23 protein-coding genes are annotated in these 26,330 nt (G+C 36.1%); 11 read left to right on the top strand and 12 right to left on the bottom strand.

From position 1 onward, the window contains the following. Nucleotides 1-13 precede the first annotated feature (13 nt). The 3 genes from priA to nadC form a co-directional block, all read right to left on the bottom strand. Complete coding sequence (priA, locus tag NO995_RS13145; RefSeq protein ID WP_258227902.1) at nucleotides 14-2,470, bottom strand: primosomal protein N'; 2,457 nt, start codon at nucleotides 2,468-2,470, stop codon at nucleotides 14-16. Between the two features lie 6 nt (nucleotides 2,471-2,476). Further along, nucleotides 2,477-3,415: a YihY/virulence factor BrkB family protein gene (locus NO995_RS13140; protein ID WP_258227901.1), complete on the bottom strand. Its 939-nt coding sequence runs from the start codon at nucleotides 3,413-3,415 to the stop codon at nucleotides 2,477-2,479. 112 nt (nucleotides 3,416-3,527) lie between these two features. Continuing rightward, entirely contained in the window at nucleotides 3,528-4,388 is an 861-nt protein-coding gene (gene nadC / locus NO995_RS13135; protein ID WP_240572851.1) for a carboxylating nicotinate-nucleotide diphosphorylase, read from the bottom strand. A gap of 127 nt (nucleotides 4,389-4,515) precedes the next feature. Between nadC and rlmH the strand changes: the two genes are divergently transcribed. Continuing rightward, nucleotides 4,516-4,989 (top strand): 23S rRNA (pseudouridine(1915)-N(3))-methyltransferase RlmH, encoded by a 474-nt coding sequence (gene rlmH / locus NO995_RS13130; protein ID WP_258227900.1) that lies wholly within the window; start codon nucleotides 4,516-4,518, stop codon nucleotides 4,987-4,989. Nucleotides 4,990-4,991: 2 nt separating this feature from the next. On the opposite strand, the gene hpf is transcribed toward rlmH, so the two are convergent. Then, nucleotides 4,992-5,291 carry a ribosome hibernation-promoting factor, HPF/YfiA family gene (gene hpf, locus NO995_RS13125; RefSeq protein ID WP_240572849.1) on the bottom strand — a complete coding sequence of 100 codons (300 nt, stop codon included), beginning with the start codon at nucleotides 5,289-5,291 and terminating at the stop codon, nucleotides 4,992-4,994. A gap of 121 nt (nucleotides 5,292-5,412) precedes the next feature. Here hpf and NO995_RS13120 point away from each other — a divergent pair, with 121 nt between their 5' ends. From NO995_RS13120 to NO995_RS13105, 4 genes are all read left to right on the top strand, one after another. After that, entirely contained in the window at nucleotides 5,413-5,985 is a 573-nt protein-coding gene (locus tag NO995_RS13120) for a non-canonical purine NTP diphosphatase (protein ID WP_258227899.1), read from the top strand. Nucleotides 5,986-6,055: 70 nt separating this feature from the next. Continuing rightward, on the top strand, nucleotides 6,056-8,281 hold the full coding sequence (locus NO995_RS13115) for a bifunctional (p)ppGpp synthetase/guanosine-3',5'-bis(diphosphate) 3'-pyrophosphohydrolase (RefSeq protein ID WP_258227898.1): 2,226 nt from the start codon (nucleotides 6,056-6,058) through the stop codon (nucleotides 8,279-8,281). A 26-nt stretch (nucleotides 8,282-8,307) separates the two neighbouring features. Beyond that, nucleotides 8,308-8,760, top strand: coding sequence for a Fur family transcriptional regulator (locus NO995_RS13110; RefSeq protein ID WP_240572846.1), 453 nt, complete (start codon nucleotides 8,308-8,310; stop codon nucleotides 8,758-8,760). Between the two features lie 12 nt (nucleotides 8,761-8,772). Continuing rightward, complete coding sequence (locus NO995_RS13105; protein ID WP_258227897.1) at nucleotides 8,773-10,050, top strand: adenylosuccinate synthase; 1,278 nt, start codon at nucleotides 8,773-8,775, stop codon at nucleotides 10,048-10,050. Between the two features lie 141 nt (nucleotides 10,051-10,191). On the opposite strand, the gene hutI is transcribed toward NO995_RS13105, so the two are convergent. From hutI to hutH, 3 genes are read right to left on the bottom strand one after another with little or no spacing between them, the layout of a single operon-like run. After that, nucleotides 10,192-11,430, bottom strand: a complete 1,239-nt coding sequence (hutI, locus tag NO995_RS13100; RefSeq protein WP_258227896.1) for an imidazolonepropionase — start codon at nucleotides 11,428-11,430, stop codon at nucleotides 10,192-10,194. Next, entirely contained in the window at nucleotides 11,430-13,427 is a 1,998-nt protein-coding gene (locus NO995_RS13095; RefSeq protein ID WP_258227895.1) for a urocanate hydratase, read from the bottom strand. The genes hutI and NO995_RS13095 overlap by 1 nt, the downstream gene beginning before the upstream one ends. Before the next feature lie 7 nt (nucleotides 13,428-13,434). After that, entirely contained in the window at nucleotides 13,435-14,925 is a 1,491-nt protein-coding gene (gene hutH, locus NO995_RS13090) for a histidine ammonia-lyase (protein ID WP_258228018.1), read from the bottom strand. Between the two features lie 94 nt (nucleotides 14,926-15,019). On the opposite strand from hutH, the gene NO995_RS13085 reads away from it, so the two are divergent. From NO995_RS13085 to NO995_RS13070, 4 genes are all read left to right on the top strand, one after another. Further along, a complete protein-coding gene (locus tag NO995_RS13085) occupies nucleotides 15,020-15,925 on the top strand; it encodes a LysR family transcriptional regulator (RefSeq protein ID WP_258227894.1) in 906 nt (301 codons plus the stop codon). A gap of 214 nt (nucleotides 15,926-16,139) precedes the next feature. Further along, on the top strand, nucleotides 16,140-17,948 hold the full coding sequence (locus NO995_RS13080) for a DEAD/DEAH box helicase (protein ID WP_258227893.1): 1,809 nt from the start codon (nucleotides 16,140-16,142) through the stop codon (nucleotides 17,946-17,948). Nucleotides 17,949-18,139: 191 nt separating this feature from the next. Next, nucleotides 18,140-18,904 (top strand): carboxypeptidase-like regulatory domain-containing protein, encoded by a 765-nt coding sequence (locus NO995_RS13075; RefSeq protein ID WP_240572840.1) that lies wholly within the window; start codon nucleotides 18,140-18,142, stop codon nucleotides 18,902-18,904. Between the two features lie 160 nt (nucleotides 18,905-19,064). After that, on the top strand, nucleotides 19,065-19,811 hold the full coding sequence (locus tag NO995_RS13070) for a carboxypeptidase-like regulatory domain-containing protein (RefSeq protein WP_258227892.1): 747 nt from the start codon (nucleotides 19,065-19,067) through the stop codon (nucleotides 19,809-19,811). Here the strand turns inward: NO995_RS13070 and NO995_RS13065 are convergent. Next, a complete protein-coding gene (locus NO995_RS13065) occupies nucleotides 19,808-20,461 on the bottom strand; it encodes an RNA methyltransferase (RefSeq protein WP_258227891.1) in 654 nt (217 codons plus the stop codon). The two genes, NO995_RS13070 and NO995_RS13065, sit on opposite strands and share 4 nt — an antisense overlap. Before the next feature lie 64 nt (nucleotides 20,462-20,525). Between NO995_RS13065 and NO995_RS13060 the strand changes: the two genes are divergently transcribed. Next, nucleotides 20,526-21,206, top strand: coding sequence for an NAD-dependent deacylase (locus NO995_RS13060; protein ID WP_258227890.1), 681 nt, complete (start codon nucleotides 20,526-20,528; stop codon nucleotides 21,204-21,206). Between the two features lie 211 nt (nucleotides 21,207-21,417). Continuing rightward, nucleotides 21,418-21,822 (top strand): Hsp20/alpha crystallin family protein, encoded by a 405-nt coding sequence (locus NO995_RS13055; protein WP_258227889.1) that lies wholly within the window; start codon nucleotides 21,418-21,420, stop codon nucleotides 21,820-21,822. A 1-nt stretch (nucleotide 21,823) separates the two neighbouring features. On the opposite strand, the gene NO995_RS13050 is transcribed toward NO995_RS13055, so the two are convergent. The 4 genes from NO995_RS13050 to NO995_RS13035 form a co-directional block, all read right to left on the bottom strand. Further along, nucleotides 21,824-22,207: a DUF3037 domain-containing protein gene (locus NO995_RS13050; RefSeq protein WP_258227888.1), complete on the bottom strand. Its 384-nt coding sequence runs from the start codon at nucleotides 22,205-22,207 to the stop codon at nucleotides 21,824-21,826. After that, on the bottom strand, nucleotides 22,197-22,979 hold the full coding sequence (locus NO995_RS13045) for a HipA family kinase (protein WP_258227887.1): 783 nt from the start codon (nucleotides 22,977-22,979) through the stop codon (nucleotides 22,197-22,199). Before NO995_RS13045 ends, NO995_RS13050 begins: the two co-directional genes overlap by 11 nt. Nucleotides 22,980-23,062: 83 nt before the next feature. After that, nucleotides 23,063-24,511 carry a sulfatase gene (locus tag NO995_RS13040; protein ID WP_258227886.1) on the bottom strand — a complete coding sequence of 483 codons (1,449 nt, stop codon included), beginning with the start codon at nucleotides 24,509-24,511 and terminating at the stop codon, nucleotides 23,063-23,065. Between the two features lie 89 nt (nucleotides 24,512-24,600). Continuing rightward, nucleotides 24,601-26,238, bottom strand: a complete 1,638-nt coding sequence (locus NO995_RS13035) for an ABC-F family ATP-binding cassette domain-containing protein (protein ID WP_258227885.1) — start codon at nucleotides 26,236-26,238, stop codon at nucleotides 24,601-24,603. Nucleotides 26,239-26,330: the final 92 nt, after the last annotated feature.

Here is a 26,330-nt window from a genome sequence, read left to right as displayed (position 1 = left end):
AGTCGTCTCTCAATTAAAAGTTATCAACATTTAACACCACCTTAACTGATCGAAAATCTTTTATACTCAAGAAGCTGTTATTAATTTTAATAATAGCTTCTTTTGTTTTAGCCAACGACTGCTTCTTCGGAATTTTCACTAGTATATTTTTATGGAATTGATTTCGAATCCTGGCTACAGGCGGTGATTCTGGTCCCAATACATAATCTCCAAATGCGTTACGTAGAGATTTTGCATACCAGATAGAAGCATTCTCAACGTTTAAATAATCTTTATGTTTTAAAGTAATTTTAATCTGTTTGTATACTGGTGGATATTTAAAATTATAACGTTCATCCATTTGTTCATTGTACATCGATACATAATCGTTGGTCGATACCTGTTGCAAAATATTATGATGCGGATTATACGTTTGAATCAATACTTTTCCACGTACATCGGTTCTCCCGGCTCTTCCCGCCACCTGAAGCATTAATTGAAAACTACGCTCGTGCGCTCTAAAATCAGGAAAGTTGAGCATATTATCGGCATTCATAACACCCACAAGTTTTACGTTTCTAAAATCCAGACCTTTGGTTAGCATTTGAGTCCCAACCAGAATATCGATTTCCTGCTGCTCTAAAGCGGTAATTATTTTTTCGTAACCATACTTACCACGTGTGGTATCTAAATCCATTCGAGCCACTTTATAGTCTGGAAACAATGCTTTCACTTCGGTTTCGATCTGTTCCGTTCCAAAACCTTTACTATCAATTTCAGGACTTCCGCAGGCCATACAATTATCCTGCATCGCCATCACATAACCACAATAATGACAACGCAATTGATTTTTATATCGATGATACGTTAAACTCACATCACAATTCGGGCATTGCGGTGAATGACCACAGGTATTACACTCTACTATTGGCGAAAACCCACGACGGTTTTGAAACAAAATAACCTGAAAACCTTCACTAAGCGCTTCGGTCATTTCTTCAATCAACCGATCGCTAAAATGCCCTTTCATTTTTTTACGCTTATGCTTATCTTGTATATCCACCAACTCCATATCTGGCATTAGCACATTATTATAACGCGTGGTAATTTCAACAAAACCATATTTGTTCTGTTTCGCATTAAAATAACTTTCTAAACTTGGTGTCGCCGAACCCAATAAGGTTTTGGCCTGATAAAAATGCGCCAAAACTACAGCCGTATCTCTGGCATGATATCGTGGTGCCGGATCGAATTGCTTAAAAGATTGCTCGTGTTCTTCGTCGACAATTATTAATCCAAGATTATTAAATGGTAAAAATACAGAGGAACGCGCCCCTAAAACCACCTGCGCTTTGTGACTATTATTTAAAACATTATTCCAAACCTCAACGCGTTCATGAGTTGAATACTTAGAGTGAAACACAGATACCTGTTCTCCAAAATAGTTTTGCAATCGGGTAATTAACTGGGTTGTTAAAGCTATTTCTGGCAATAAATAGAGGACTTGCTCGCCTCGGCTTAAAGCTTCTTCAATCAATTTTACGTAAACCTCTGTTTTTCCCGATGATGTTACACCGTGTAATAAAACAACAGACTGTGTATTAAACGATTCTTTTATCTGGCTTAATGCCGTTTCCTGATATTCGTTTAACCGTTTTGTCGCTGCGTTATCACCTTCGCCTTCGTATTCAACTCTATCGGTTTGTATAAAATATTCTTCAAGAATACCTTTATCTATTAAAGCCTTAACAATTGATGAAGATGCGCCACTAGCCTTACTTAAATCGACCACCTTAACCGGCTTTTTTGTAGAAGCTGAAAGCGAAAACAGCGTCATAATTACCTTGTGCTGTTTTGGAGCGCGACTTAAATCGTCTAATAATTGATGCAAATCGACTTCAGAAGTATAACTATTATGAAGTCTCACATAGCGAACCAATTTAGGCTTATACTTCTCATACACCTCTTCTTCAACAATAATAACTTCCTTTTCTATAAGGCGTTTTATTATGGGCAAAGCATTCTTAATTCCTAAAATATTAGAAACATCATGAATCTTTAATGACGACTGAAACTGCAATGCATCGAAAACCAAAAACTCATCATCCTTTAAAATGGATTCATCAATTTCCTTTTCACTGTTTTTTGTAATAATGGTTTCACTTTCTAATATAAAAGCACTTGGCAACGCCGCTCGCATGACATCACCTAAAGTGCACATATAATAACTGGACATCCATTGCCAAAGCTGTAATTGCTTTTCGTTTACAATTGGCGTTTCATCTAAAATCTGATGAATATCTTTTGCTTCATAAACTTCCGGGGCCTCATGATGTATTTTATAAACAATACCTGTGTAGATTTTCGATTTTCCAAAAGGCACCGATACCCGCATACCAACTTTTAAAAAATCGGCTTCGGCTGCCGTTATACTATAGGTGAATAGTTTTTGTAACGGTACAGGAATAATAACATCTACAAAATGCTGCATGAATATTTAGCGTTTTCGAAGTTTATTTAAGGAGGCATTTAATTCGTAGCCCAAAAGTAAAATATTTGCGTTAAGCCACAGATAAAACAATAAAATTAATAGTGCCCCAATAGATCCGTAGAGTTTATTATACTGACTGAAATTTTCTATATAAATACCAAAAAGATAAGAAGACACTAAAACTAATATGGTTGTAAATAAGGCGCCTACTGAAAAGAAACTTGAATGTCGTCCCTCTTTTGTTCCAAAATAATATAAGGTAGCTGTAGCTATATATACCATAAATATAAAAAACACATACTTTACCGCATTAAACCAAAATACGCTTTGCGCCGCTACCTGATAACCTTTATTCTCTAAAGTATCAAACAATCGCTGAACTACGTAAATCTGAAAATATCCTAAAAATGCTATGGTCAATATTAATAAGAACGTTAATATTAAAGCCACACTCAAAGCATACAGATACTGACGAAATACACTTCTGGTGAGTTGTTCGTGATAAGAATTCTCAAAACCTGAAAAGACTGCACTAACCCCATTGGCCATTAATAATAATGATAATACGAATACTGAGGATAGTAATCCTCCGCGTTGTGACTGATCTATGTTTTCAAAAATATTCTGAAAGAAAAAATCGGACGTTGTTGGAGGTAAAAACGATTCGAGAAACTTTAAAAATTCAATTTTAAAATCGTCTATCGGTACATATGGTATAATAAATAATACAAACAGTAAAAAAGGAAAAAGCGCCGTAAAGAAACTGAAAGCAATAGCACTCGCCCTTGTAGTCAACGCCCCTTTTACAATACCTGTAATGTAAAGCTCTAATAAATCGTAAAATGACAACCCTTCTAAACCAGGTAATTTAATTTTCTTAAAAAACCGAACAAAGACATTTACAACTGGAATAGCATCGAGTTTGTCTTCAATAGGTTTGGTCATTAATAACTTGTTTTATCGTTTATAACAAAGTTATTAAAATAAAAACATCAATACTTAAAAAAGTATTGATGTTTAAAAAAGTCTTTAAATATCTATTGTTTAAACGTTTAAACTACTTGATAGCTTTTAAACTTAAATCCATGTTATGTACAGAATGCGTTAAAGCTCCACATGAAATAAAATTCACCCCGCACTCGGCATAAAAACGAATAGTAGACTCGTTAATATTACCTGAAGATTCCGTTAAACATTTATCTCCAATCATTTTTACAGCCTTTCTGGTATCTTCATAATCGAAGTTATCTAAAAGAATTCGGTAAACGCCATCCAGTTGTAAGATTTCCTTAACCTCAACTAAATCTCTGGCTTCAACCATAATTTTTAAATCTCTACCAGTATCTTTTAAATACTGTTTTGTCATTTCAACAGCATTGGTAATTCCACCTGCAAAATCAATATGGTTATCTTTTAGCATAATCATATCGTATAAGGCAAAACGGTGATTTTCTCCTCCTCCAAGTTTTACTGCCCATTTCTCTAAAACGCGGATACCTGGTGTTGTTTTTCTCGTATCTAAAATAGTGGTGTTAGTACCTTTAACTAAATCGACATACATACGTGTTTTTGTAGCAATAGCACTCATACGTTGCATGGCGTTTAAAACGGTACGCTCTGCCTTTAGGATTGATCGCGACGGTCCTTCAACGTACATAACAACATCTCCGTAAGTTACTTCCGATCCGTCTTCAATTAGAACATCAAGCTTTAAGCTTTTATCTACATATGCAAAAACCTTTTTCGCGAAGTTAACACCTCCAATAATACCTTTATCTTTAACTAATAATTTGGCTTTACCTCTGGCGTTTTCCGGAATGCACGCTAATGAACTATGATCTCCGTCTCCTACATCTTCTCTAATGGCATTGGCGATTATCGATTTGACTTCTTGATCAAACTGCTCTTGTGTTATCATAATTTATTGTTGGTTTGCAACAAAAATAAGAAATTGATTTACTTTTCTAAATTTTACATTTACGAATTTTTATTTTTTTACCATTTAAATCCATTATTCATAAATAGGAAATATTAATTTTGCGTTTATGACCATAAAATTGATTGCCATAGGAAAAACAGATAGCAAAAATCTGCAGGCACTTATAGACGATTACCAGAAACGATTAGGCTTTTACATTAAATTTTCGATGGATATAATTCCAGATATAAAAAATGTAAAAAACTTAAGCGAGGCTCAGCAAAAAGTAAAAGAAGGTGACCTTATTCTTAGTAAAGTTAATAATACCGATGCCTTAATTCTTCTTGACGAAAATGGAAAACAATTTGATTCGGTTGCATTTTCAGACTATTTACAGAAACATATGAACTCGGGCGTCAAACAATTGGTGTTTGTTATTGGTGGCCCTTACGGATTTTCAGACGAGGTGTATCAAAAAGCAAATGGGAAAATATCACTTTCAAAAATGACATTTTCCCATCAAATGATTCGCTTATTTTTTATTGAGCAATTGTACCGTGGTTTTACGATTTTAAAAAACGAACCGTATCACCACCGATAAAACTAATGTGCTTTCATAACCTCTTTACGTTTTTCCAACTGTCGTTCTAAATCGCTAATTGTTGCACGAACAGCAACCTCGAAGTTTTTTTCCATAGACGTCGCATACAGTCGTGGTCCAGGAGCACTTAGCTCTATATTACATATTTTACCCGTTTCGTGCTCATTATCGTCCATTTTAAAATAAACCGTAGCACTGATTAAGAACTCGTAACGATTAAAAATTTTACTTAACTTTTCTTCTGTAAAAGCCGAAAGGGTTTCACTTACATCTACACCAACATATTGAAAATTTACAGTCATAATATCTTGTTTTTATTAATACTCAAATTTAAGAGTATGGTTATTGAATTATAATGATTTTTGTCATGTAATATAACTAATTAATTGTAATACTCTTATTTTTGAACCTAAAATTTAAACTATGAAACTGGTTTTCGCCACCAACAACCTTAATAAAGTAAAGGAAGTACAAGCCTTGATTCCTGAACACATTACTCTTTTAAGCTTAAAAGAAATTGATTGTCAAGAAGATATTCCTGAAACCCAAAATACCATTGAAGGCAATGCCATTCAAAAAGCAGAATATATAAAACAAAATTATGGTTATGATTGTTTTGCCGATGATACAGGTTTGGAAGTTGATGCCCTAAATGGCGAACCAGGTGTTTATTCGGCACGTTATGCAGGAGAACAAAAAAATGCTGACGATAATATGGATAAACTGCTTTCCAATTTAGAAAACAAATCAAATAGAGAGGCACAATTTAAAACAGTTATCGCACTTCATATAAATGGAAACCTTCACACGTTTACCGGAATTTGCAAAGGTGAAATTACCAAGGAAAAGCATGGTGAAAAAGGTTTTGGCTACGACCCTATTTTTAAACCCGAAGGTTACACCGAAACGTTTGCTGAACTTGATTTGAGTGTTAAAAACAGTATTAGTCACCGCGGAAATGCTGTGTCGCAGCTTGTTAAATTTTTAAATTCGTAATCCCAGCTATCAACCTAAAAAAAGCATTTCTGCTATTGGTTGTTAATATTCTTTATGTTACTTTTAAGATATGACAGAGGAAGATATAGAAAAAGAAAATGCAGCCATAACCAAGGCTTACAAAGAGTTACTTAAAGTTAGTTACACAACACTTACAGACGACGATAAAAAATTAATTCGTAAAGCTTTTGAAGTTGCCTTAGACGGACACAAAAATCAGCGACGCAAATCTGGCGAAGCCTACATTTTTCATCCCATTGCCGTAGCTAAAATTGTTGCTCAGGAAATAGGTTTAGACGCTACGTCTATTGCCTCGGCCTTGTTGCATGATGTGGTTGAAGATAGTCCCGATTATGAAATCGAGGACATCGAGCGTTTATTTGGTAAAACCGTAGCAACCATTGTTGCAGGTTTAACTAAAATATCGTCTTTAAGTAAAGAACAGGATATGGATGTTTCGCTACAAGCAGAAAACTTCCGTAAAATGTTACTAACGCTTAACGACGACGTTCGAGTTATCATTATTAAAATTGCCGATCGTTTGCACAACATGCAAACCATGGATTCGATGCGAACCGATAAACAGGAAAAAATCGCATCAGAAACCCTATACATCTACGCGCCTTTGGCGCACCGTATTGGTCTCTATAACATCAAAACGCAATTAGAGGATTTAGGTCTGAAATACACCGAACCTGATGTATACTACGATATTCTTCATAAAATAAAAGAAAGTAAAGAAGAACAGGATTTGTATATCGCACAGTTTAGTGATGTGATTAAAAGAACACTGGATCGAGAAGAATTAAACTATACCATTAAAGGACGTCCAAAATCGATTTTTTCTATAAGAAGAAAAATGATTAAGCAAGGTGTTACCTTTGATGAAGTTTACGACAAATTCGCCATTCGTATTATATATAAGAGTGATGCTGCTAACGAAAAATTCTTAGCTTGGAAGATCTATTCCATCGTTACCGATCACTTCCGCCCTAACCCAATTCGTCTTCGTGACTGGATTTCGTCGCCTAAAACCACAGGTTACGAAGCCCTGCACATTACGGTAATGGGGCCAAAAGGTCGTTGGGTAGAAGTACAGATTCGTAGTGAACGAATGGATGAAATTGCCGAAAAAGGATATGCGGCACATTACAAATACAAACAAGTAGGCGAAAAAGAAGATAGTCTTGAAGATTGGATTAATAAACTTCAGGAAGCTCTGGAAAATCCGGAAACAAATGCTGTAGATTTTGTTGAGCAATTCAAGCTTAACTTATATTCAAAAGAGATTTTTGTGTTTACTCCAGCCGGAGAATTAAAATCTTTACCAAAAGGAGCTACCCCTATCGATTTTGCCTTCAGTATTCACACCGAAGTTGGTATGAAAACCCGTGGCGCCAAAGTAAATGGGAAATTAGTTCCTCTTAGCTACGAATTAAAAAGTGGCGATCAGGTAAGCATTTTAACTTCCGAAACCGCTAAACCAACCGCTAACTGGTTAGATTATGCAACCACAGCACGCTCCAGAAGCAAGATTAAATCAGCTTTACGCGAAGACAAAAAACGCATCGGTGAAGACGGTAAAGAACTGCTTAAACGCAAATTAAAGCAACTTAAAATCACACTTAATGAAGCTTCAGTAAACGAACTCGTAAATTACTTTAAGCTTAAAACGAGTTTAGATTTGTTCTTTCGCGTGGGTATTGGCACTATAGACAATGCCATGTTAAAGGATTTTGCAGCATCAAGAAGCAACACCTTAATGAATTTCATTAAGAGTAAAATCTCAAGAAAACCAACCCATCATGTCACAAAAGAGGAATTAGAGAAAGAAGAAGTTACCTCTAATTACGATTTACTGGTTTTTGGTAAGGAAGAAGAAAAACTTGACTATAAACTGTCCAGTTGCTGTAACCCGATTCCAGGTGATGACGTTTTCGGTTTCCTAACCGTTTCCGAAGGTATTAAAGTACACAAAAAGAATTGCCCGAATGCATTGAGTTTACAATCCAACTATGCTTACAGAATTATGCCTGCCAAGTGGATTGATTCTTCGCAACAGGAATTTTTAGCAACGATAGTTATAACAGGCATCGACCATATTGGATTAGTAAACGATGTAACCAAAATCATTTCTGAAAACATGCATGTTAACATGAAAAGTATCAGTTTTGAAAGCCACGACGGTATTTTCTCAGGAAAAATTAACGTGATTGTTAAGAATAATACCCTTCTGAAAAAGTTATTAGAAAAACTTCGAAAAATTAATGGTATAGATAAGGTTACTAGAGTGTAAAAAAAGTGTAAATTTGCAACGAAATTATGAACGCAAGTACAGATACAAAAAATCAAGAAATAGTAAAAAGTGTTTTTACTAACTTTTTAGAAACCAACGGACACCGTAAAACGCCCGAAAGGTACGCTATATTACAGGAGATTTATAATAACAAAGAACATTTTGATATTGAGTCTCTATATCTTAATATGAAAAACAAAAAGTATCGTGTATCTCGTGCTACGCTTTATAATACCATAGAATTACTTCTGGAATGTGGTTTGGTTAGAAAACACCAGTTTGGACAAAATCAGGCACATTACGAAAAATCGTATTTTGATAGGCAACACGACCATGTTATCCTAACCGATACTGGTGAAGTTATCGAATTTTGTGACCCAAGAATTCAGTCTATCAAAAAAACTATCGAAGAAGTTTTCGATATCGAAATTAATAATCATTCTCTTTATTTCTACGGAAATAGAAAAGCAACTAAATAATATATATTTAAAATGGCAGTAGATTTACTACTAGGATTACAGTGGGGTGACGAAGGCAAAGGGAAAATTGTTGACGTACTTACCTCTAACTACGACATTATTGCGCGTTTTCAAGGTGGGCCAAACGCAGGACACACTTTAGTATTTAACGGAAAAAAACACGTTTTACATACCATTCCTTCTGGAATTTTTCACGAAGACACTATTAATTTAGTTGGTAACGGTGTGGTTATAGACCCTGTAATTTTTAAAGGCGAGCTTGATAAATTAGCTGAGCAAAATGTTGATTACAAAAAATCTTTAGTAATATCTCGTAAAGCACATATTATCTTACCAACGCACCGCTTATTAGATGCGGCTAGTGAAGCTTCAAAAGGTAAAGCTAAAATTGGTTCTACCTTAAAAGGTATTGGACCAACTTACATGGATAAAACTGGTCGTAACGGAATTCGTGTTGGTGATTTAGAATTAAGCGATTGGCAAGAACGATACAGATCCTTAGCCGATAAGCACGAATCTATGATTGAGTTCTACGATGCAAAAATTGAATATAACTTAGAAGAATTAGAAGCTGAATTCTTTAAAGCTGTTGAAGTTTTAAAATCATTAACCTTTATCGATTCCGAAGAATATGTTTACCAAGCTCAAAAATCAGGTAAAACGATTTTAGCTGAAGGTGCTCAGGGATCGTTATTAGATATCGATTTTGGAACCTATCCTTTCGTAACTTCAAGTAACACGACTGCTGCTGGTTCTTGTACTGGTTTAGGTGTTGCGCCTAACCAAATTGGTGAAGTATTTGGTATTTTCAAAGCCTACACTACACGTGTTGGTTCTGGTCCATTCCCTACCGAGTTATTTGACGAAGATGGTGAAACTATGAGCCGTGTTGGTAACGAATTTGGAGCAACTACTGGTCGTGCAAGACGTTGTGGTTGGTTAGATCTTGTTGCTTTAAAATATGCTTGTCAGGTTAATGGTGTTACTCAATTAATGATGATGAAAGGTGACGTACTTTCTGGATTTAAAACACTTAAAGTATGTACTGCTTATAAATATAAAGGAGACGTTATTAAGCATTTCCCTTACAACATCGATCCTGAAAACGTAGAGCCTATCTACACTGAAGTTGATGGTTGGGCTGAAGACTTAACAGGTTTATCTGAAGTTTCTCAACTACCTAAAGCGCTTAACGATTATATCGAATTCTTAGAAAAAGAATTAGAAATTCCGATTACTATCGTTTCTGTAGGTCCAGATAGAAAACAAACAATTTTCAGAAATAAATAATTCATTTTATTTCTATTCAAAATGCAAAAGACCACTTTTTCAAGTGGTCTTTTTTTATCTCATTAACCTAGTTAAATTATATTATACAATAAAGGCGTGCCATAGACACGCCTTATTTAGTTTAGTTTGATAGTTAAACGTTTATATAATAGAGTGACCTTTTATATAAACCGATTCGATTTGATTTTCACCAAATGAATATGGGATAAAGTTATAAGAATTTATTGGTTTCGTCAAAATTAAATTCGCTTCTTTTCCTACAGCAATACTTCCTACGGTATCCTGAAGTCCCATGGCATAAGCCCCATTAATAGTTGCGGCGTTTATAGCTTCTTCTGGTGTTAGCTTCATTTTTATACAAGCTGCCGACACGGCAAAATTCATATTTCCTGAAGGTGACGACCCCGGGTTATAATCGGTTGCTAAAGCCAAAGGTAGCCCTGCATCAATCATTTTTCGTCCTGGTGTATACGGAATACTTAAAAAGAACGAACAGCCTGGCAACGCTACCGGCATGGTTTTCGAACCTTTCAACGCTTCAATATCTTCATCTTTCATTTCTTCTAAATGATCAACCGAAAGGGCTTCATGCTTCACCCCTGCTTGTACACCACCAATCGACGTAAACTGATTCACGTGAATTTTTGAAATTAAACCAAGTTTCTTTCCCGCTTCCATAATGAACTCGGTATCTTCAACTGAAAAATAGCCTTCTTCACAAAAAATATCGACAAATTCGGCTAAGCTTTCTTCTGCAATTTTAGGCATCAGTTTTTCAACCAACATATTTAAATAGCCAGCTTTATCATCTTTATATTCCGTTGGAACGGCATGCGCGCCTAAAAACGTAGCTTTTATAGGTAGCTTGTAATTTTCCTTTAAACGCTTAATCACACGAAGCATTTTTAATTCGGAAGCTTCGGTTAATCCGTACCCTGATTTAATTTCAACAGCACCTGTACCTAAAGCGATAATTTCATCTAAACGGATCTTGGTTTGCTCGTATAAATCGTCTTCAGAAGTTTCCTGAAGTTTCTTCGCCGAATTTAAAATACCACCACCTTTAGCTGCAATTTCATGATACGATAAACCTTTAATCTTATCGACAAATTCGCTTTCGCGATTTCCGGCATACACCAAATGCGTATGCGAATCGCACCAGGTTGGTAATATCATTTTTCCTGTAGCATCAACTACTTCATCGACTTCTACCTTCGGGCAATCCGTCATTGTACCAAAATCTTTAATAAGGCCGTCTTCAACCAACAGGTAAGCATCTTGAATGGTCGGTAAGTCATTCATAGCTTCGCCAGCCACGAAATCTAAACCTGCTTCTCTTACCTGAAGTAATTCTTTTATATTTTTAAATAGTGTACGCATTAAAATAAGTTTTTCAGTAAATCGTCTTCTACTAAATTAGGGATGGTCACCGTTAAATTTGGTGTACGCTCCATTTCACGTTTTATAGCGAATAAAGCCTCATCGTTTCTCGCCCAGCTTCTTCTGGCAATACCGTTATTCACATCAAAAAACAGCATGTTTTTTAATTTAGTATCGGCTTCTTCTGAACCATCCAGCACCATTCCGAAACCACCGTTCATCACTTCTCCCCAACCTACGCCACCACCATTGTGGATAGACACCCAAGTAGCACCTCTAAAGCTATCACCAATCACATTATGAATGGCCATATCGGCAGTAAATTTACTACCATCGTAAATATTTGAAGTTTCACGGTACGGTGAATCGGTTCCACTAACATCATGGTGATCGCGACCTAAAACCACCGGACCAATTTGTCCTGCAGCCACAGCATTGTTGAAAGCTTCTGCGATTTTAACACGACCTTCGGCATCTGCGTATAAAATGCGAGCCTGTGAGCCAACTACCATTTTATTCTTCTTCGCATCTTTAATCCAGGTGATGTTATCCTGCATTTGCAACTGAATTTCCTCAGGTGAATTTTTCATGATGTCCTGCAGCACATTCATGGCGATTTCATCGGTTTTATCTAAATCTTCCGGTTTACCTGAAGTACACACCCAACGGAATGGTCCGAAACCATAATCGAAACACATCGGTCCTAAAATATCCTGAACATACGACGGATATTTAAAATCGATATTATTATCGGCCATCACATCTGCTCCTGCACGAGAGGCTTCTAATAAAAAGGCATTTCCGTAGTCGAAGAAATAGGTTCCTCTTTCTGAGTGTTTGTTAATAGCATCGGCATGTCTGCGCAACGACGCCTGTACTTTTTCTTTAAATACGTCTGGTTCTTCACGGATTAATCGGTTTGATTCTTCATACGATAATCCAACCGGATAATAACCACCCGTCCATGGAATATGTAACGACGTTTGATCGGAGCCTACATGAATGAAAATCTCTTCTTCATAAAAACGCTCCCAAACATCCACTACATTTCCAATAAACGCAATAGAAACCACTTCTTTCTCTTCCTGAGCTGTTCTTACACGAGCCACTAAATCGTCTAAATTATCAACCAAAACATCAACCCAACCTTGCTCATGACGTTTTGTAGCTGCTTTTTCATTTACTTCAGCTGCAATGGTAATACACCCTGCTATATTTCCCGCTTTTGGCTGAGCACCACTCATGCCTCCCAAACCAGCTGTCAAAAATATTTTACCTGCCGGTGTATCACCTTTTGGTAATTTTTTTCTGAAGGCATTCATCACGGTAATGGTTGTTCCGTGAACGATTCCCTGCGGACCAATATACATAAACGAACCAGCTGTCATTTGTCCGTACTGCGTCACACCTAACGCATTAAATTTCTCCCAATCGTCCGGTTTTGAATAATTAGGAATCATCATACCGTTGGTTACAATCACGCGAGGTGCGTTTTTCGAAGATGGAAATAATCCCATGGGGTGACCAGAATACATATGAAGTGTCTGCTCATCAGTCATCGTTGCCAAATACTGCATGGTTAATAAATACTGTGCCCAGTTTTGGAACACGGCTCCGTTACCACCGTATGTGATTAATTCTTCAGGATGTTGTGCTACTGCGGGATCCAGATTATTCTGAATCATCAACATAATCGCCGCCGCCTGAACCGTTTTTGCAGGATATTGTTCAATACCTCTCGCATACATTTTATAAGCAGGCTTGAAACGGTACATATAAATTCTTCCGAAGTCATTCAACTCCTGAGCAAATTCAGGGGCTAATTCTTCATGCCATGCTTTTGGAAAATAACGTAACGCATTTCTGATTGCCAGTTGCTTTTCATCCTTGCTTAAAATATCTTTTCGCTTTGGTGCTCTATTGGCATCTGCCGGATAGTTATATTTTGCTGGTAGTTCTAATGGAATACCTTGTAATATGTGTTCTTGGAATGTCATAGTTGGATTATTTTACAATGAATGCCTGCGTTTTTACTAACTGAATCAATGCATTAATATCATCTTTAAGAATACGATCTTCTTCTAACTTAGCGACCTTACTTCTAATAATAGCGAAGTTTTTCTCTAAGATAACCGAGAAGGTATTCGGGCGACGGAATTCCATGGCCTGCGCGGCATACATTAACTCTATAGCTAAAATCTTTTCGATGTTTCCTAATATCTGATTGAACTTACGCCCTGAAATGCTTCCCATCGACACATGATCTTCCTGACCTAAAGAGGTTGGAACACTATCTGCAGATGGAGGAAAACACAGCGATTTATTTTCGGTTACTAATGCCGCTGTGGTGTACTGCGGAATCATAAAACCACTGTTTAATCCACCACTTGCAGTCAATAATCGTGGTAAACCAAATTTTCCTTCTAATAATAAGTAACAACGTCTATCGGCGATATTTCCTAATTCTGAAGCAGCTATCGATGCATAATCTAAAGCCATCGCTAACGGTTGCCCGTGGAAGTTTCCTCCAGAAATAGCTTCGGTTTCACTTAGTACAATTGGGTTATCGGTTACCGAATTCATCTCGATTTCGGCTAATTCACTTAAATGATAATACGCATTTCTTGACGCCCCGTGAACCTGTGGAATACAGCGCATAGAATACGGATCCTGAACGCGCTCACAGTTTTCATGCGACTTGATATTATTGGAATCTTCAAACAGCATACGCATACGTTTTGCCACTTCTAAATTCCCTTGAAACGGACGAATACTGTGTAGTAATTCTTTAAAAGGCGATGCACTTCCCTGGTAGCCTTCTAAACTCATGGCTCCGGCAACATCGGCTAAATCCAACAGATACTCCATTTTCTTCAAGCCTTTAATAGCATGCGCTAATATAAATTGTGTTCCGTTAATTAAGGCTAAACCTTCCTTAGCAGCCAGTTCGATAGGTTCTAAATGATGTGATTCTAAAACCTGTTTTGCAGGAACAATATCATCACCAATCCAAAATTCACCTTCACCAAATAACGGTAAAAATAAATGTGATAAAGGCGCCAAATCACCTGAAGCACCCACCGAACCTTGCTCTGGAACTACTGGTAATAAATCGTTTTCAATAAAATAGATAATACGTTCAATCACCTTTAAACGAATCCCTGAAAATCCGCGACTTAAAGCATGTACTTTACAAATCAGCATGATTTTAGACAATTCCTTATCAATCGGGTTACCCACACCTACGGCGTGTGTAATTAATAAATTCTTTTGAAGTAAGCTGGTTTCTTCAGGCGATATTTTAACATCACATAAAGGACCAAACCCGGTATTTATACCATATACAGCCTTGCTGGAATTAGCCATAACTTCTACCTTCGCTCTACATTCGTTAACCTTTGCAATCGCATAATCGGTTAATACCCCCTTCATTTTTCCTGATGCTATGTTAAGTACCTTATCTACAGTAAGTTTATCAACACCGTATACAAACATATTTATATTATTAAGTTGAATATTCATTTATTTCTACAAAATTATCAATAAATTTGATACCTAATAATACTATTATTGCTAACAAATAATAACTATGAGTTATCAATTAGAATATAGACACCTAAAATATTTCCTCGCTGTTGCTGAAACTTTACACTTTAGAAAGGCTGCTGAAAAGCTATTCATTTCGCAACCCGGATTAAGCCGACAAATCAAAGAAATGGAAGATGGTTTGGAAGTAAAACTGTTTGACCGACACAACCGACAGGTGAAACTCACGTCTGCCGGCATCTATTTAAAGGAGGAGCTTTCGAAAAACCTGAAGAGTTTAGATGGTATTTTGCATCACGCTAAATTACTGGAAGAAGGTAAAGATGGCCAGCTTAATTTTGGTTACGTTGGTTCGGCGATGCAACATATTATCCCTGATTTACTTTTGAAATTCACAAAATCACATCCCAATATTCTGTTTAGTTTAAAGGAAATGGACAATAACAAACAAATTGAAGGCTTAATAGCGCAAGATATTGATATTGGTTTTGTGCGTCTGGAACGCATCCCTAAAGGATTGATGTCAACTCCCGTTTTAAAAGAACCGTTTTGTTTAGTATTACCAAAAGACCATCATATAAATAACAAGAACTTCGAAAACCTGTCACAATTAAAAGATGAACCTTTTATTCTTTTCGATCCGGAATACAGTTCTTCTTACTATGAAAACGTGATGGACATATTTCATAACAGTGGGTTTTCTCCTTTAGTATCGCACAATACCATTCATGCCGATTCTATTTATAAACTGGTTGAAAACAACTTCGGTATTTCAATCGTTCCGAAATCGCTTCAAAACCATTCAATTTCATCTATTAAATTTATTGAATTAGATAAAATTCCGCAGCGCACCATACTTTCTGCTGTTTGGAATACCGATAACCGCAACCCCATCCTTAACAAAATACTCGCCCTAATTCAAAGCGAAATCTCTTTAAACATCCTATAAACAAAGAAAACACTTAACATTTAACGAATAATTAATACCGCACGACATGGCGCGTCGATTGCTATTTAAATAAAAAGCCTATCTTTGCCGCTTGAAATCCCGAAAGGGTGAGATTCCTCAGAGTGGGGATGTGTTACTGGAAGTTTAGGTTTAAGTATGTCGATTCTCTTCTTATGTAACACCACATAACATAATCGAATACTTATAAAAAAGAATGAGCACATTTCATGATTTAGGTCTTAATAACGACCTATTACAAGCAATTACAGATTTAGGTTTTGAAAAACCAAGTGAAGTTCAAGAAAAAGCAATTCCGCTTTTATTACAATCGGAAGGCGATTTAGTAGCTTTAGCACAAACCGGTACCGGTAAAACGGCTGCTTTTGGTTTTCCAATGCTTCAAAAAATAGATGTAAACAGCCGTACAACACAAGGTTTAATTTTATCACCTACACGTGAGCTTTGTTTACAAATTACAAACGAATTAAAAGCATACGGTAAATACTGCAACGGACTTAATGTTGTAGCGGTTTACGGTGGTGCAAGTATTACCGACCAAGCCAGAGACATTAAACGTGGTGCGCAAATTATTGTAGCAACGCCTGGTCGTATGAAAGATATGATTAGCCGTAACCTGGTTGATATCACTAAAATTGAATATTCAGTTTTAGATGAAGCTGATGAAATGTTAAACATGGGTTTCAAAGAAGACATCAACGATATTTTATCGCACACACCGGCTGATAAAAGTACCTGGTTATTCTCGGCAACCATGCCAAGAGAGGTTGCTGCCATTGCAAAAGACTTTATGCACAACCCGCACGAAATTACTGTGGGTAACAAAAATGAAAGTTCTAACAACGTTTCTCACGAATACTATTTAGTAAACGCCAGAGACCGTTACCAGGCTTTAAAACGTTTAGCCGATGCGAACCCTGATATTTTCTCAGTAGTATTCTGTCGTACTAAAAGAGATACTCAAAAAGTAGCAGAACAACTTATTGAAGACGGATACAACGCAGGTGCTTTACACGGTGATTTAAGTCAGAACCAACGTGATTTGGTTATGAACGCCTTCCGTAAAAACCAGATTCAAATGCTAGTTGCTACCGATGTAGCTGCTCGTGGTATTGATGTTGACGATGTAACTCACGTAATCAACTACCAATTACCTGACGAAGTAGAAACCTATACCCACCGTTCTGGTCGTACCGGACGTGCTGGTAAAACCGGGGTATCTATGGTTATCGTTTCAAAAAGTGAGGTTCGTAAAATAAAAAGTATCGAGCGTATCATTAAAAAAGACTTCCTTAAAAAAGATATTCCAAACGGAATGGAAATTTGTGAAGTGCAGTTAATGTCGCTTGCTAACAAAATTCATAATACTGAAATCAACCACGAGATTGATAAATACTTAACCAGTATTAATGAATTATTTGAAGATACCACTAAAGAAGAATTGATTAAGAAAGTTTTCTCTGTAGAATTTACACGTTTCTTCAATTACTATCAAAAATCAAAGGATCTTAATGTTTCTGAAGGCAGTAACAGAGATGAAAGCGAACGTGAATATAGAGGCGGTAAAAACGATTCTACACGTTACTTTATCAACGTTGGTTCTAAAGATGGTTTCGACTGGATGAAGTTAAAAGACTTCTTAAAAGAGCAATTAAGTCTTGGTAGAGATGATATCTTTAAAGTGGAAACTAAAGACAGTTTCTCTTTCTTTAATACCGAAAATGAACTTAGAGAACAGGTATTAGCACATTTTACCGACTTTAAACACGAAGGACGCTTTGTTAATGTTGAAGTTTCTGAAAACCGCGGTGGCGGCGGAAGGCGCGATGGAAAAAAACGTTCTGGTTCTAAAGGCGGCGAAAGACGTGGCGGAAATAAAGAGGGTCGTCCAAGACGTTCTGGAGATTTCAAAGCTTCAAATGGTGAAAGATCTGGAAAACCAAGAAAACGTTCTGAAGGTGATTCTAAATCAAACATCTCAAGACCTAGACGCTCAAGACGTTAATTTTATAAAAAAGCTAAAAAGACCAAAAACGAAAACTAAGTTATTTCATTTTTGGTCTTTTTTTTATCATCTTTTAAACTTTATCCTAGAAAGAAGTCTTTTGTTAATTTTAAGTCAAAAAAAATTACTGACGCCTTATTTTATTCATTAGTTTAGTACTTTTATAAACGAATAAGCGTTATTTAATTTACATGAAAAATTACCTACTACTTTTCTTTTTACTAGTTTTTTCAACTGTTAGTATAGCACAGGAAGCCGAAAAGGCTTTAGGAGTAGTAGTTAATTCTTCTGATGGTAAACCTCTTGAAAATGTAAACATCGTAAACCTGAATCAAGTTATAGGTACAGCAACAAACAAGCAAGGGGAATTTGAAATTAACGCTAAACCTAATGACACCTTACATTTGTCGTATTTAGGTTTTAAATCTATTAAAGTTCGTGTTACCAATGACTGGCTCAGGTTTGGTTCGGCAACCATAGAGTTAACCGAATTAGCACTAGCACTTGAAGAGGTTGTGGTTAACCAGTTAAAATTAACAGGGTATTTAGAGGTCGATGTGAAGCAGGTTCCTGTAATTAACGACAACTACAGATATCAGATTTCCGGACTACCGAGTACCGGCTACGAAGCAAACTCCGCAGGAACCTTATCTAAAATTGTAGGTTCTATTTTTAATCCAGCCGACTTTTTACATCGTGTGTTTGGTAAAAAACCAAACGAAATGCGAAAACTTAAAAAGATGAAGCAGGACGACGAAATACGAAACCTTCTGGCATCGCGTTTCGACAGAGAAATGCTTACCGCTTTGCTGAATATAGATCGTGTTGATTTAGATGAAATTGTGAGCCAGTGTAACTACTCGAAAGAGTTTATACAAACCGCTAACGACCTTCAAATTCTGGATGCCATTAGCGAATGCTATGAAGAATACAAGTTGTTAAACCGAGAACGTTAAACAACTAAAACATAAACCAATAAAGGAAGCTTAGTGCTTCCTTTTTTATTTCAAAAAAACCTAAATAATTGTTAACTAGAACGTTAAAATTTCCCAAAAGACATTAAGGAAAACTTACAAAACCATAATTTAAACACGAATTAACTTACAAACCGTGTTTATGAATAACTTTACCTGGATATTCCTTTTTATCTTTTCCTTCTCCATATCAGCGCAAAACATAAAGGGAAAGATCTATAACGAAAAATCTACCGCTAAAAATATTGGTGTTTTTAATCTCACAACCAAAAACTACACTTATACAAACGAAGAAGGAGATTTTACTATTGAAGCTTCTACAAAAGATACCCTCCTATTTTCATCAGCGTTTTATAAACCTCAACAACTTATTGTAGAAGACAAGCATTTTAAAATAACTAATGTTATAGAACTTAAAACACAGGTAAACACTCTTGGTACAGTAAACCTGAGTAATACTCCTAAATTCAATCCTAATAAATACCAGGCCAATCTTGCAATGCAAATTGCTAACGACATAAAAAACAGACCACATTTATACAGCCCACCTCCTAACCCGCGAGGTGATTTAACTTTGCTAATAGATTTCTTTAAAGATTTGTTTAAATCAAAAAAAATGAAAGATACTCCTCCCGTTCCTATAACCTATAAAAACTTTTACGCTTTATTTAATACAAATTCGGTTTTCACTGAAAATCTACTGGTAAATGATTTAAATATTGAAAGAAAAAACATTCCGCTATTTTTCGATTATTGCGATACCAAAAAACTAAATGATAACCTTCTGAAACCTGAAAACAAAATGATACTATTAGATAGTTTAATAAAATTTAGCAGAGAATTTAAAAAATATATTGCCGAGACAGATCGTATCCTAATAAAAGATTAATCCTGGTAATAACGTGCTACAATATCATCGTAACTTTTAATAGTTTTTTTAACCCAATCTAAACGTTTTTCAAGTTTTTCCTGTTCGGTTAATTGCCAGTCAATATCACTATGCTTTAATTTCGTGGTAACATGCTGAAGAATGATTGCCGCACTAACCGAAATATTTAAACTTTCTGTAAAGCCATACATAGGTATTTTTAAATAACTATCGGCAGCATTTAAAACCTCATCTGATAAACCTTCGGTTTCTCTACCAAAGAAAAAGCAAGACTTTTTAGTGGCATCGAATTCATGTAACTCACAATCGTTGGTGTGAGGTGTTGTAGCTACAATTTGATAGCCTTTCTCTTTTAAATCGGTTATGCAATCCTTAACGGTATGATATCGGTTTAAATCGACCCATTTTTGAGCCCCCATTGCAATCTCGCGATCTATACGCTTAGAGTTTCGTTCCTCAACAATATTCACTTCCTGTATTCCAAATACATCACAACTGCGAATAACAGCACTGGTATTATGCAATTGATACACGTCCTCTGTAGCTACTGTAAAATGCTTGGTACGTTGTTCTAATACTTTATGGAATTTTTCACGGCGAGAATCGGTTAAATACGTTTCTAAATACTCTAAAAGTTTTTCATCTATCATGCGCCAAAATTAATAAATTTATACCACGAATATTCATAACCTTCATTCAGTAATTATTCTTTAAATGAAAAAACACATCGTTGTACTTACAGGAGCAGGAATGAGTGCCGAAAGCGGCATAAAAACCTTTAGAGATGAAAACGGACTTTGGGAAGGACACGATATTATGGAAGTTGCAACACCTGAAGGCTTTGAGGCTAATCCGGAATTGGTTTTAGATTTTTACAACCAAAGGCGAAAGCAACTTTTCGAAGTAAAACCAAATACGGCTCACAAAACCTTAGCTGAATTAGAAAGCCATTATAAGGTGTCTATCATTACTCAAAATGTTGATGATTTACACGAACGCGCCGGTAGTAGTAATGTTATTCATTTACATGGTGAATTATTAAAAGTGCGCAGCACCTATTACGAAGATGATATTATTGACTGGACAACCGACTTAAAATTAGGTGACACATGTAAAAAAGGGTATCAATTACGACCACATATTGTTTGGTTTGGAGAAGATGTCCCTATGATACCAAAAGCTGTAAGCATTTGTGAAACAGCCGATATCTTATTAATTATTGGTACCTCAATGCAGGTTTATCCAGCTGCTGGTTTAAGACATTATATTCCCCAAGACACACATACTTATTTCATAGACCCTAAACCTAGTATTAGTAATAACTCTAAATTAACCGTTATACCTCAAAATGCTACAGAGGGCATAAAAATCTTTCTGGATTTACTAGCTATTTAATCGATTACAACAGCATACACCTCTAAATAACAGACTTTTACACGAAACATTAACGTTTGTTAACTTGTTTTTTTCATATTAATTATTATCTTTAGAATCCTCTCGTGGTATAAAACGTATACCTTAACCCTGACCTTCAATGCGAGCAACTTAGCTACGCAATAGATTTTATTCTATTTACCAACTACAAACTAAAACAAACAACAACACCATGACACCAAACACTAATGTAGACAAAAAACCTTCTTATGCCTCGTTTTACAACAGACAGGATATCTTAAAAAATGAGCATGAAAAAAAAGATTCCAATCTACCTGAAAGTTCATCCTTAGCAAATGTTAAAGAAACTGAAACTTCTTATCATTATGAATTAAAAATTCCCGGGTATATTAAAGATGATTTTAATTTTTATATCGCCGGAGATAAATTAGTTGTTACTACCGAACGTAGACGACACAACAAACAAGTTGAAGAAAACACACCTTCGAGACATTCTTACTGCTACCCTTCTGCTCTTGTTAAACACAAATTTGCATTACCTGACGATATTGTAAGAAATAAAATAACTGTAGAATATTGTGATGAAGTTTTAAGCTTTAAGTTATTCAAGCAATAACTTACAAGACGAATTTCTGAAATATATCATTTAAAGTCTTTTCCGGGTTTTCACATAGCCCGGAGTGGACTTCAGAACTCTGAATTATAGTACTTCGGGACGCGGTTAACCAATGAAATCGATCAGGTAAATCTAGCGCACCTATTCTTCCTCCTTCTTTTTTTCCTTCACAAACAAGTTCCCAGGCTTCAAGATATTTATTAATTAAATTAATATCTATGTCTTTACAAAAAGCTTCCAGTTTTAAGTTATCGATATGATATTTCACGCCAAGAAATTTCTTCTGCTTGGCATATACAATGGCCCCGATATTAAAGAACTCTCCTCGCTCTACTTTAGGAACCAGTCGAATTATGGCGTATTCAAACTTAATTTTATCTTGCATCTTCAGCCTCTTTAACCAGTTTATCAATCATCGCCAGTTTAGCCTGTAAGTATTCCATATAAGCTATTCTCATCTCTTGCGGATTCATCTTTTCCGATTCGTCTAACAACCAATCTTCGGGAATTAAACCAATAATCTCTTCCAGTTTCTCTTTAGTAAAAATCTGCTTAATTTCGGTAGCCACTATATCTAATTTTGTGGCCCAAGGCAACAACACATGATCTTTTATTAATGGAAACGTTCTGGTAAGATGATTTTTATATAAATCCCAATTATGATGAAAATAAAAACTGGCGCCATTATCTATAACCCACAATTCGTTGTTCCAGGTTAGCAGATTGGTATTCTTTACGGTTCTGTCTATATTACTAATTAAACTATCTAAAAGTACAATTTTCGACGCGGTAATAGGATCAACGGTATTCACCAACGGATCGAAGGTTATAGCTCCCGATAAAAAATGTAACCCGAGATTTAAACCAACACTAAATTTGAGTAAATCCTGAATTTCTTCATCCGGTTCCGTTTTACTGAACGAATCGTCTAAATTCATAAATACCAACTCAGGAACTTTTAAACCAAGGATTCTGGCTAACTCACCTCCCATCAATTCCGAAATCAAGGCTTTCTTTCCTTGTCCGGCACCTCGAAACTTCAGTACATAAAGAAAATCGTCGTCAGCATTTACAATGCCAGGCATCGAGCCACCTTCTCGTAAAGGTTTTATGTACTGAACCACATCAACAGTTCGTATTTCTATTGTTTTACTCATACGGCAAAGATAGAAAAGAATGCCGATTTAAGTCCGGTTGATATTTAAGAAAGTAAGCTGATTTTAAGTGTTCGATTTTAAATTTATTGGTTATCCCAGAAACTCCCCTCTTCCTTTAATTGCTTCTCAAACAACTCAAATTCAGTCAATAATTCTGAAACTAATTCCGGATTTTCACTGGCAACGTCTACACGTTCTCCCAAATCTTTTTCTACCTGAAATAATAATGGACTTTCTTTTGAAGCTACATAACCATAATCATCACCGGTCTGGGAGCCTATACGTGTGTGTAATTTCCAGGCATCTTTTCTAATTGCTGACGGATAATTATCATCATAAGAATAGAAAAACTCAAAGTTTTCAAATTGAGGTGTAGTTGATTCATTCAATAATAAATCACTAATATCGCGACCGTCAATCGTTCTGTCTTTTGGTAATTCAGCTCCTGTAATGGATAGAATAGTAGGTAAAATATCCAGAGTACTTATTGGAGTTTGCTCATTTCTATCACCTTTTATTTTCGCTGGCCAACTAATAATACCAGGCACACGATGTCCGCCTTCCCAAGTCGACCCTTTCCCATCTCGAAATGGTGTTGCATATCCCACTTTTAAACGAGTGTCTCCATATTTTTCACTATCAGAGCGCGTACTCCATTTTATCCATGGTCCATTATCAGATGAAAAAATAATAATCGTGTTATCGCGAATGCCGGCTTCTTCAAGCGCGTTACAAACATCTCCAATCGCAGCATCAAGTTCTTCCATAACATCACCTAATTCACCATTTCGAGATGTGCCTTTAAACTTGTCGCTTACAAATAATCCCAAATGTGGCATATTGTATGGAATATATGCAAAAAACGGATTCGATTTATTCTTTTTAATGAAGTTCACTGCTGCCTTAGTGCATACTCCGGTTAAAGATTCTGAAGTCAACGTATCTGATGGTAAATCTTTTGCTAAAACCTTATACCCCTTAGCCGGATTAGTCCCTTCTGAATCACTTTGCAACAACATAGCATTATTATAATCGTGAGACACATTAGTACCAATCCACTCATCAAAACCATGAGCTAAAGGCAAGGCATCTGGTGTAAAATTATTCTTTTCATTAGGCGTTCCTAAATGCCACTTTCCGAACATTCCAGTCTTATATCCCACTGACTTTAACCCTTCGGCTAAAGTCAACTCATTGGTATGAATATACTGTTTTGTTCCTGGAGCAATTACCCACCAACCTAAACCAGATCTACCAGGATATCGCCCTGTAAGCAAAGAGTATCTCGATGCCGAACAAGCCGCTGCCGTAACATAAAACTGGGTAAAACTAACACCACTTTCTTTAAGTTTGGTGATGTTCGGTGTTTTTATTGTTGGGTTTCCATTATGTGCTACATCTCCATAACCACTATCATCGAGATAAAACAAAACCACATTGGGTTTGGATGTATCAACTTGATCTATCTTAGACGTTGATGTATTACAAGAAAAAAACGACAGCGCTACTAAACAATAAAAAAGGGGGTTCATAAATTTTATTCTAAAAAGGGTATGTTTTAATGCTCCCTAAAGTAAAATAATTTTATGGTTTACCTAATTTATTTAGACAGACGCCAGTTTTAAGCCTTTAAATCGATTTGTTTTAAACTCTCTATGCGATTACGTTTTAAGAAATCGTCGATAGTTTCGAAATGCTCAATAACACGCTGGTCCTTGAATTCGAATACCTTTTGCGATAATCCTTGAAGAAAATCACGGTCGTGAGACACCAAAATCAAAGTACCATCGAAATTCTTTAAGGCTTCTTTAAGTACATCTTTCGATTTTAAATCTAAGTGGTTGGTAGGCTCATCGAGAATCAAAAGGTTTACTGGTTCTAAAAGTAATTTAACCATAGCCAGACGTGTTTTTTCACCTCCTGAAAGCACACCAACTTTTTTATCGATATCGTCGCCTTTAAACATAAAGCCACCTAAAATATTCTTTATCTGCGTACGGATATCGCCTTCGGCAACTTCATCAACGGTTTGAAAAATAGTTAGATTATCATCTAATAACGAGGCCTGATTTTGCGCAAAGTACCCCACTTTTACGTTATGTCCCAATCCACATTGTCCATCAACATCAATTTCTCCCATAATCGCTTTGATCATGGTCGATTTTCCTTCTCCATTTCGTCCAACAAAAGCCACCTTCTCTCCTCTTGAAATGGACATATTAGCGTCTCTAAACACCACATGCTCATCGTAAGATTTCGATAAATCCTTAACCGACACAGGATAATCACCAGAACGTGGTGCCGGAGGAAAACGTAATTTTAAAGCCGAAGTATCAACCTCATCGACTTCAATAATCTCAAGTTTTTCCAACATACGCTCACGTGAATTTACCTGATTGGTTTTCGAATATGTTCCTTTAAAACGCTCAATAAACGCTTTCGTTTCAGCGATAAATTTTTGTTGTTCTTCGTAAGCTTTTAATTGGTGTATTCTTCGATCTTCACGAAGCTGCAAGTAGTGTGAATAATTCGCTTTATAATCGTAAATACGCCCCATAGTAACTTCTATAGTACGATTGGTTATATTATCGATAAATGCTTTATCATGCGAAATAACCATTACGGCTTTCGCTTTATTGATTAAGAAATCTTCCAACCAGATTACCGATTCGATATCGATGTGGTTGGTAGGCTCATCAAGAAGAATTAAGTCTGGTTTTTGCAATAAGATTTTAGCCAGCTCGATACGCATACGGTAACCACCACTAAATTCGCTAGTTAATCGCGTGAAATCTTCACGTTTAAATCCTAAACCACGTAAAGCCTTTTCAACTTCGGCATCGTAATTTACTTCTTCAAGTGCATAGAATTTCTCCCCTAAATCTGATACTTTTTCAATGATTTTCATATAATCATCAGACTCGTAATCAGTGCGGGTTTCTAATTCTTTGTTAAGGCGCGCCATTTCGTCGCGCATTTCAAAAATATGATTAAACGCTTTTGATGCTTCTTCAAAAACAGTACAATCGTCTTCAGTTAATAAATGCTGTGGCAAGTAAGCAATCACAACATCTTTTGGAAAACGTACATTTCCACGGGTTGCTTTTTGTTCGCCTGCAATAATTTTCATCATGGTACTTTTTCCGGCACCATTTTTTCCCATTAACGCAATTTTATCGTTCTCATTAATAGTAAACGACACATCACTAAATAAAGCGCTTCCACCAAACTCGACTGCTAAAGCATCAACTGAAATCATATTCTGAATTTTAAAGGCGCAAAGCTAAAAAAAAGCCATTTAATAATCTACGATAAACTACACGTACAAAAGTTAATTTCCATAAACAGGTG

The organism is Aestuariibaculum sp. M13 (assembly GCF_024723255.1).
Taxonomy (GTDB): domain Bacteria; phylum Bacteroidota; class Bacteroidia; order Flavobacteriales; family Flavobacteriaceae; genus Aestuariibaculum; species Aestuariibaculum lutulentum.
Note: the sequence above shows the minus strand (reverse complement) of the source record. Positions and strands in the feature narration are given on the sequence as shown.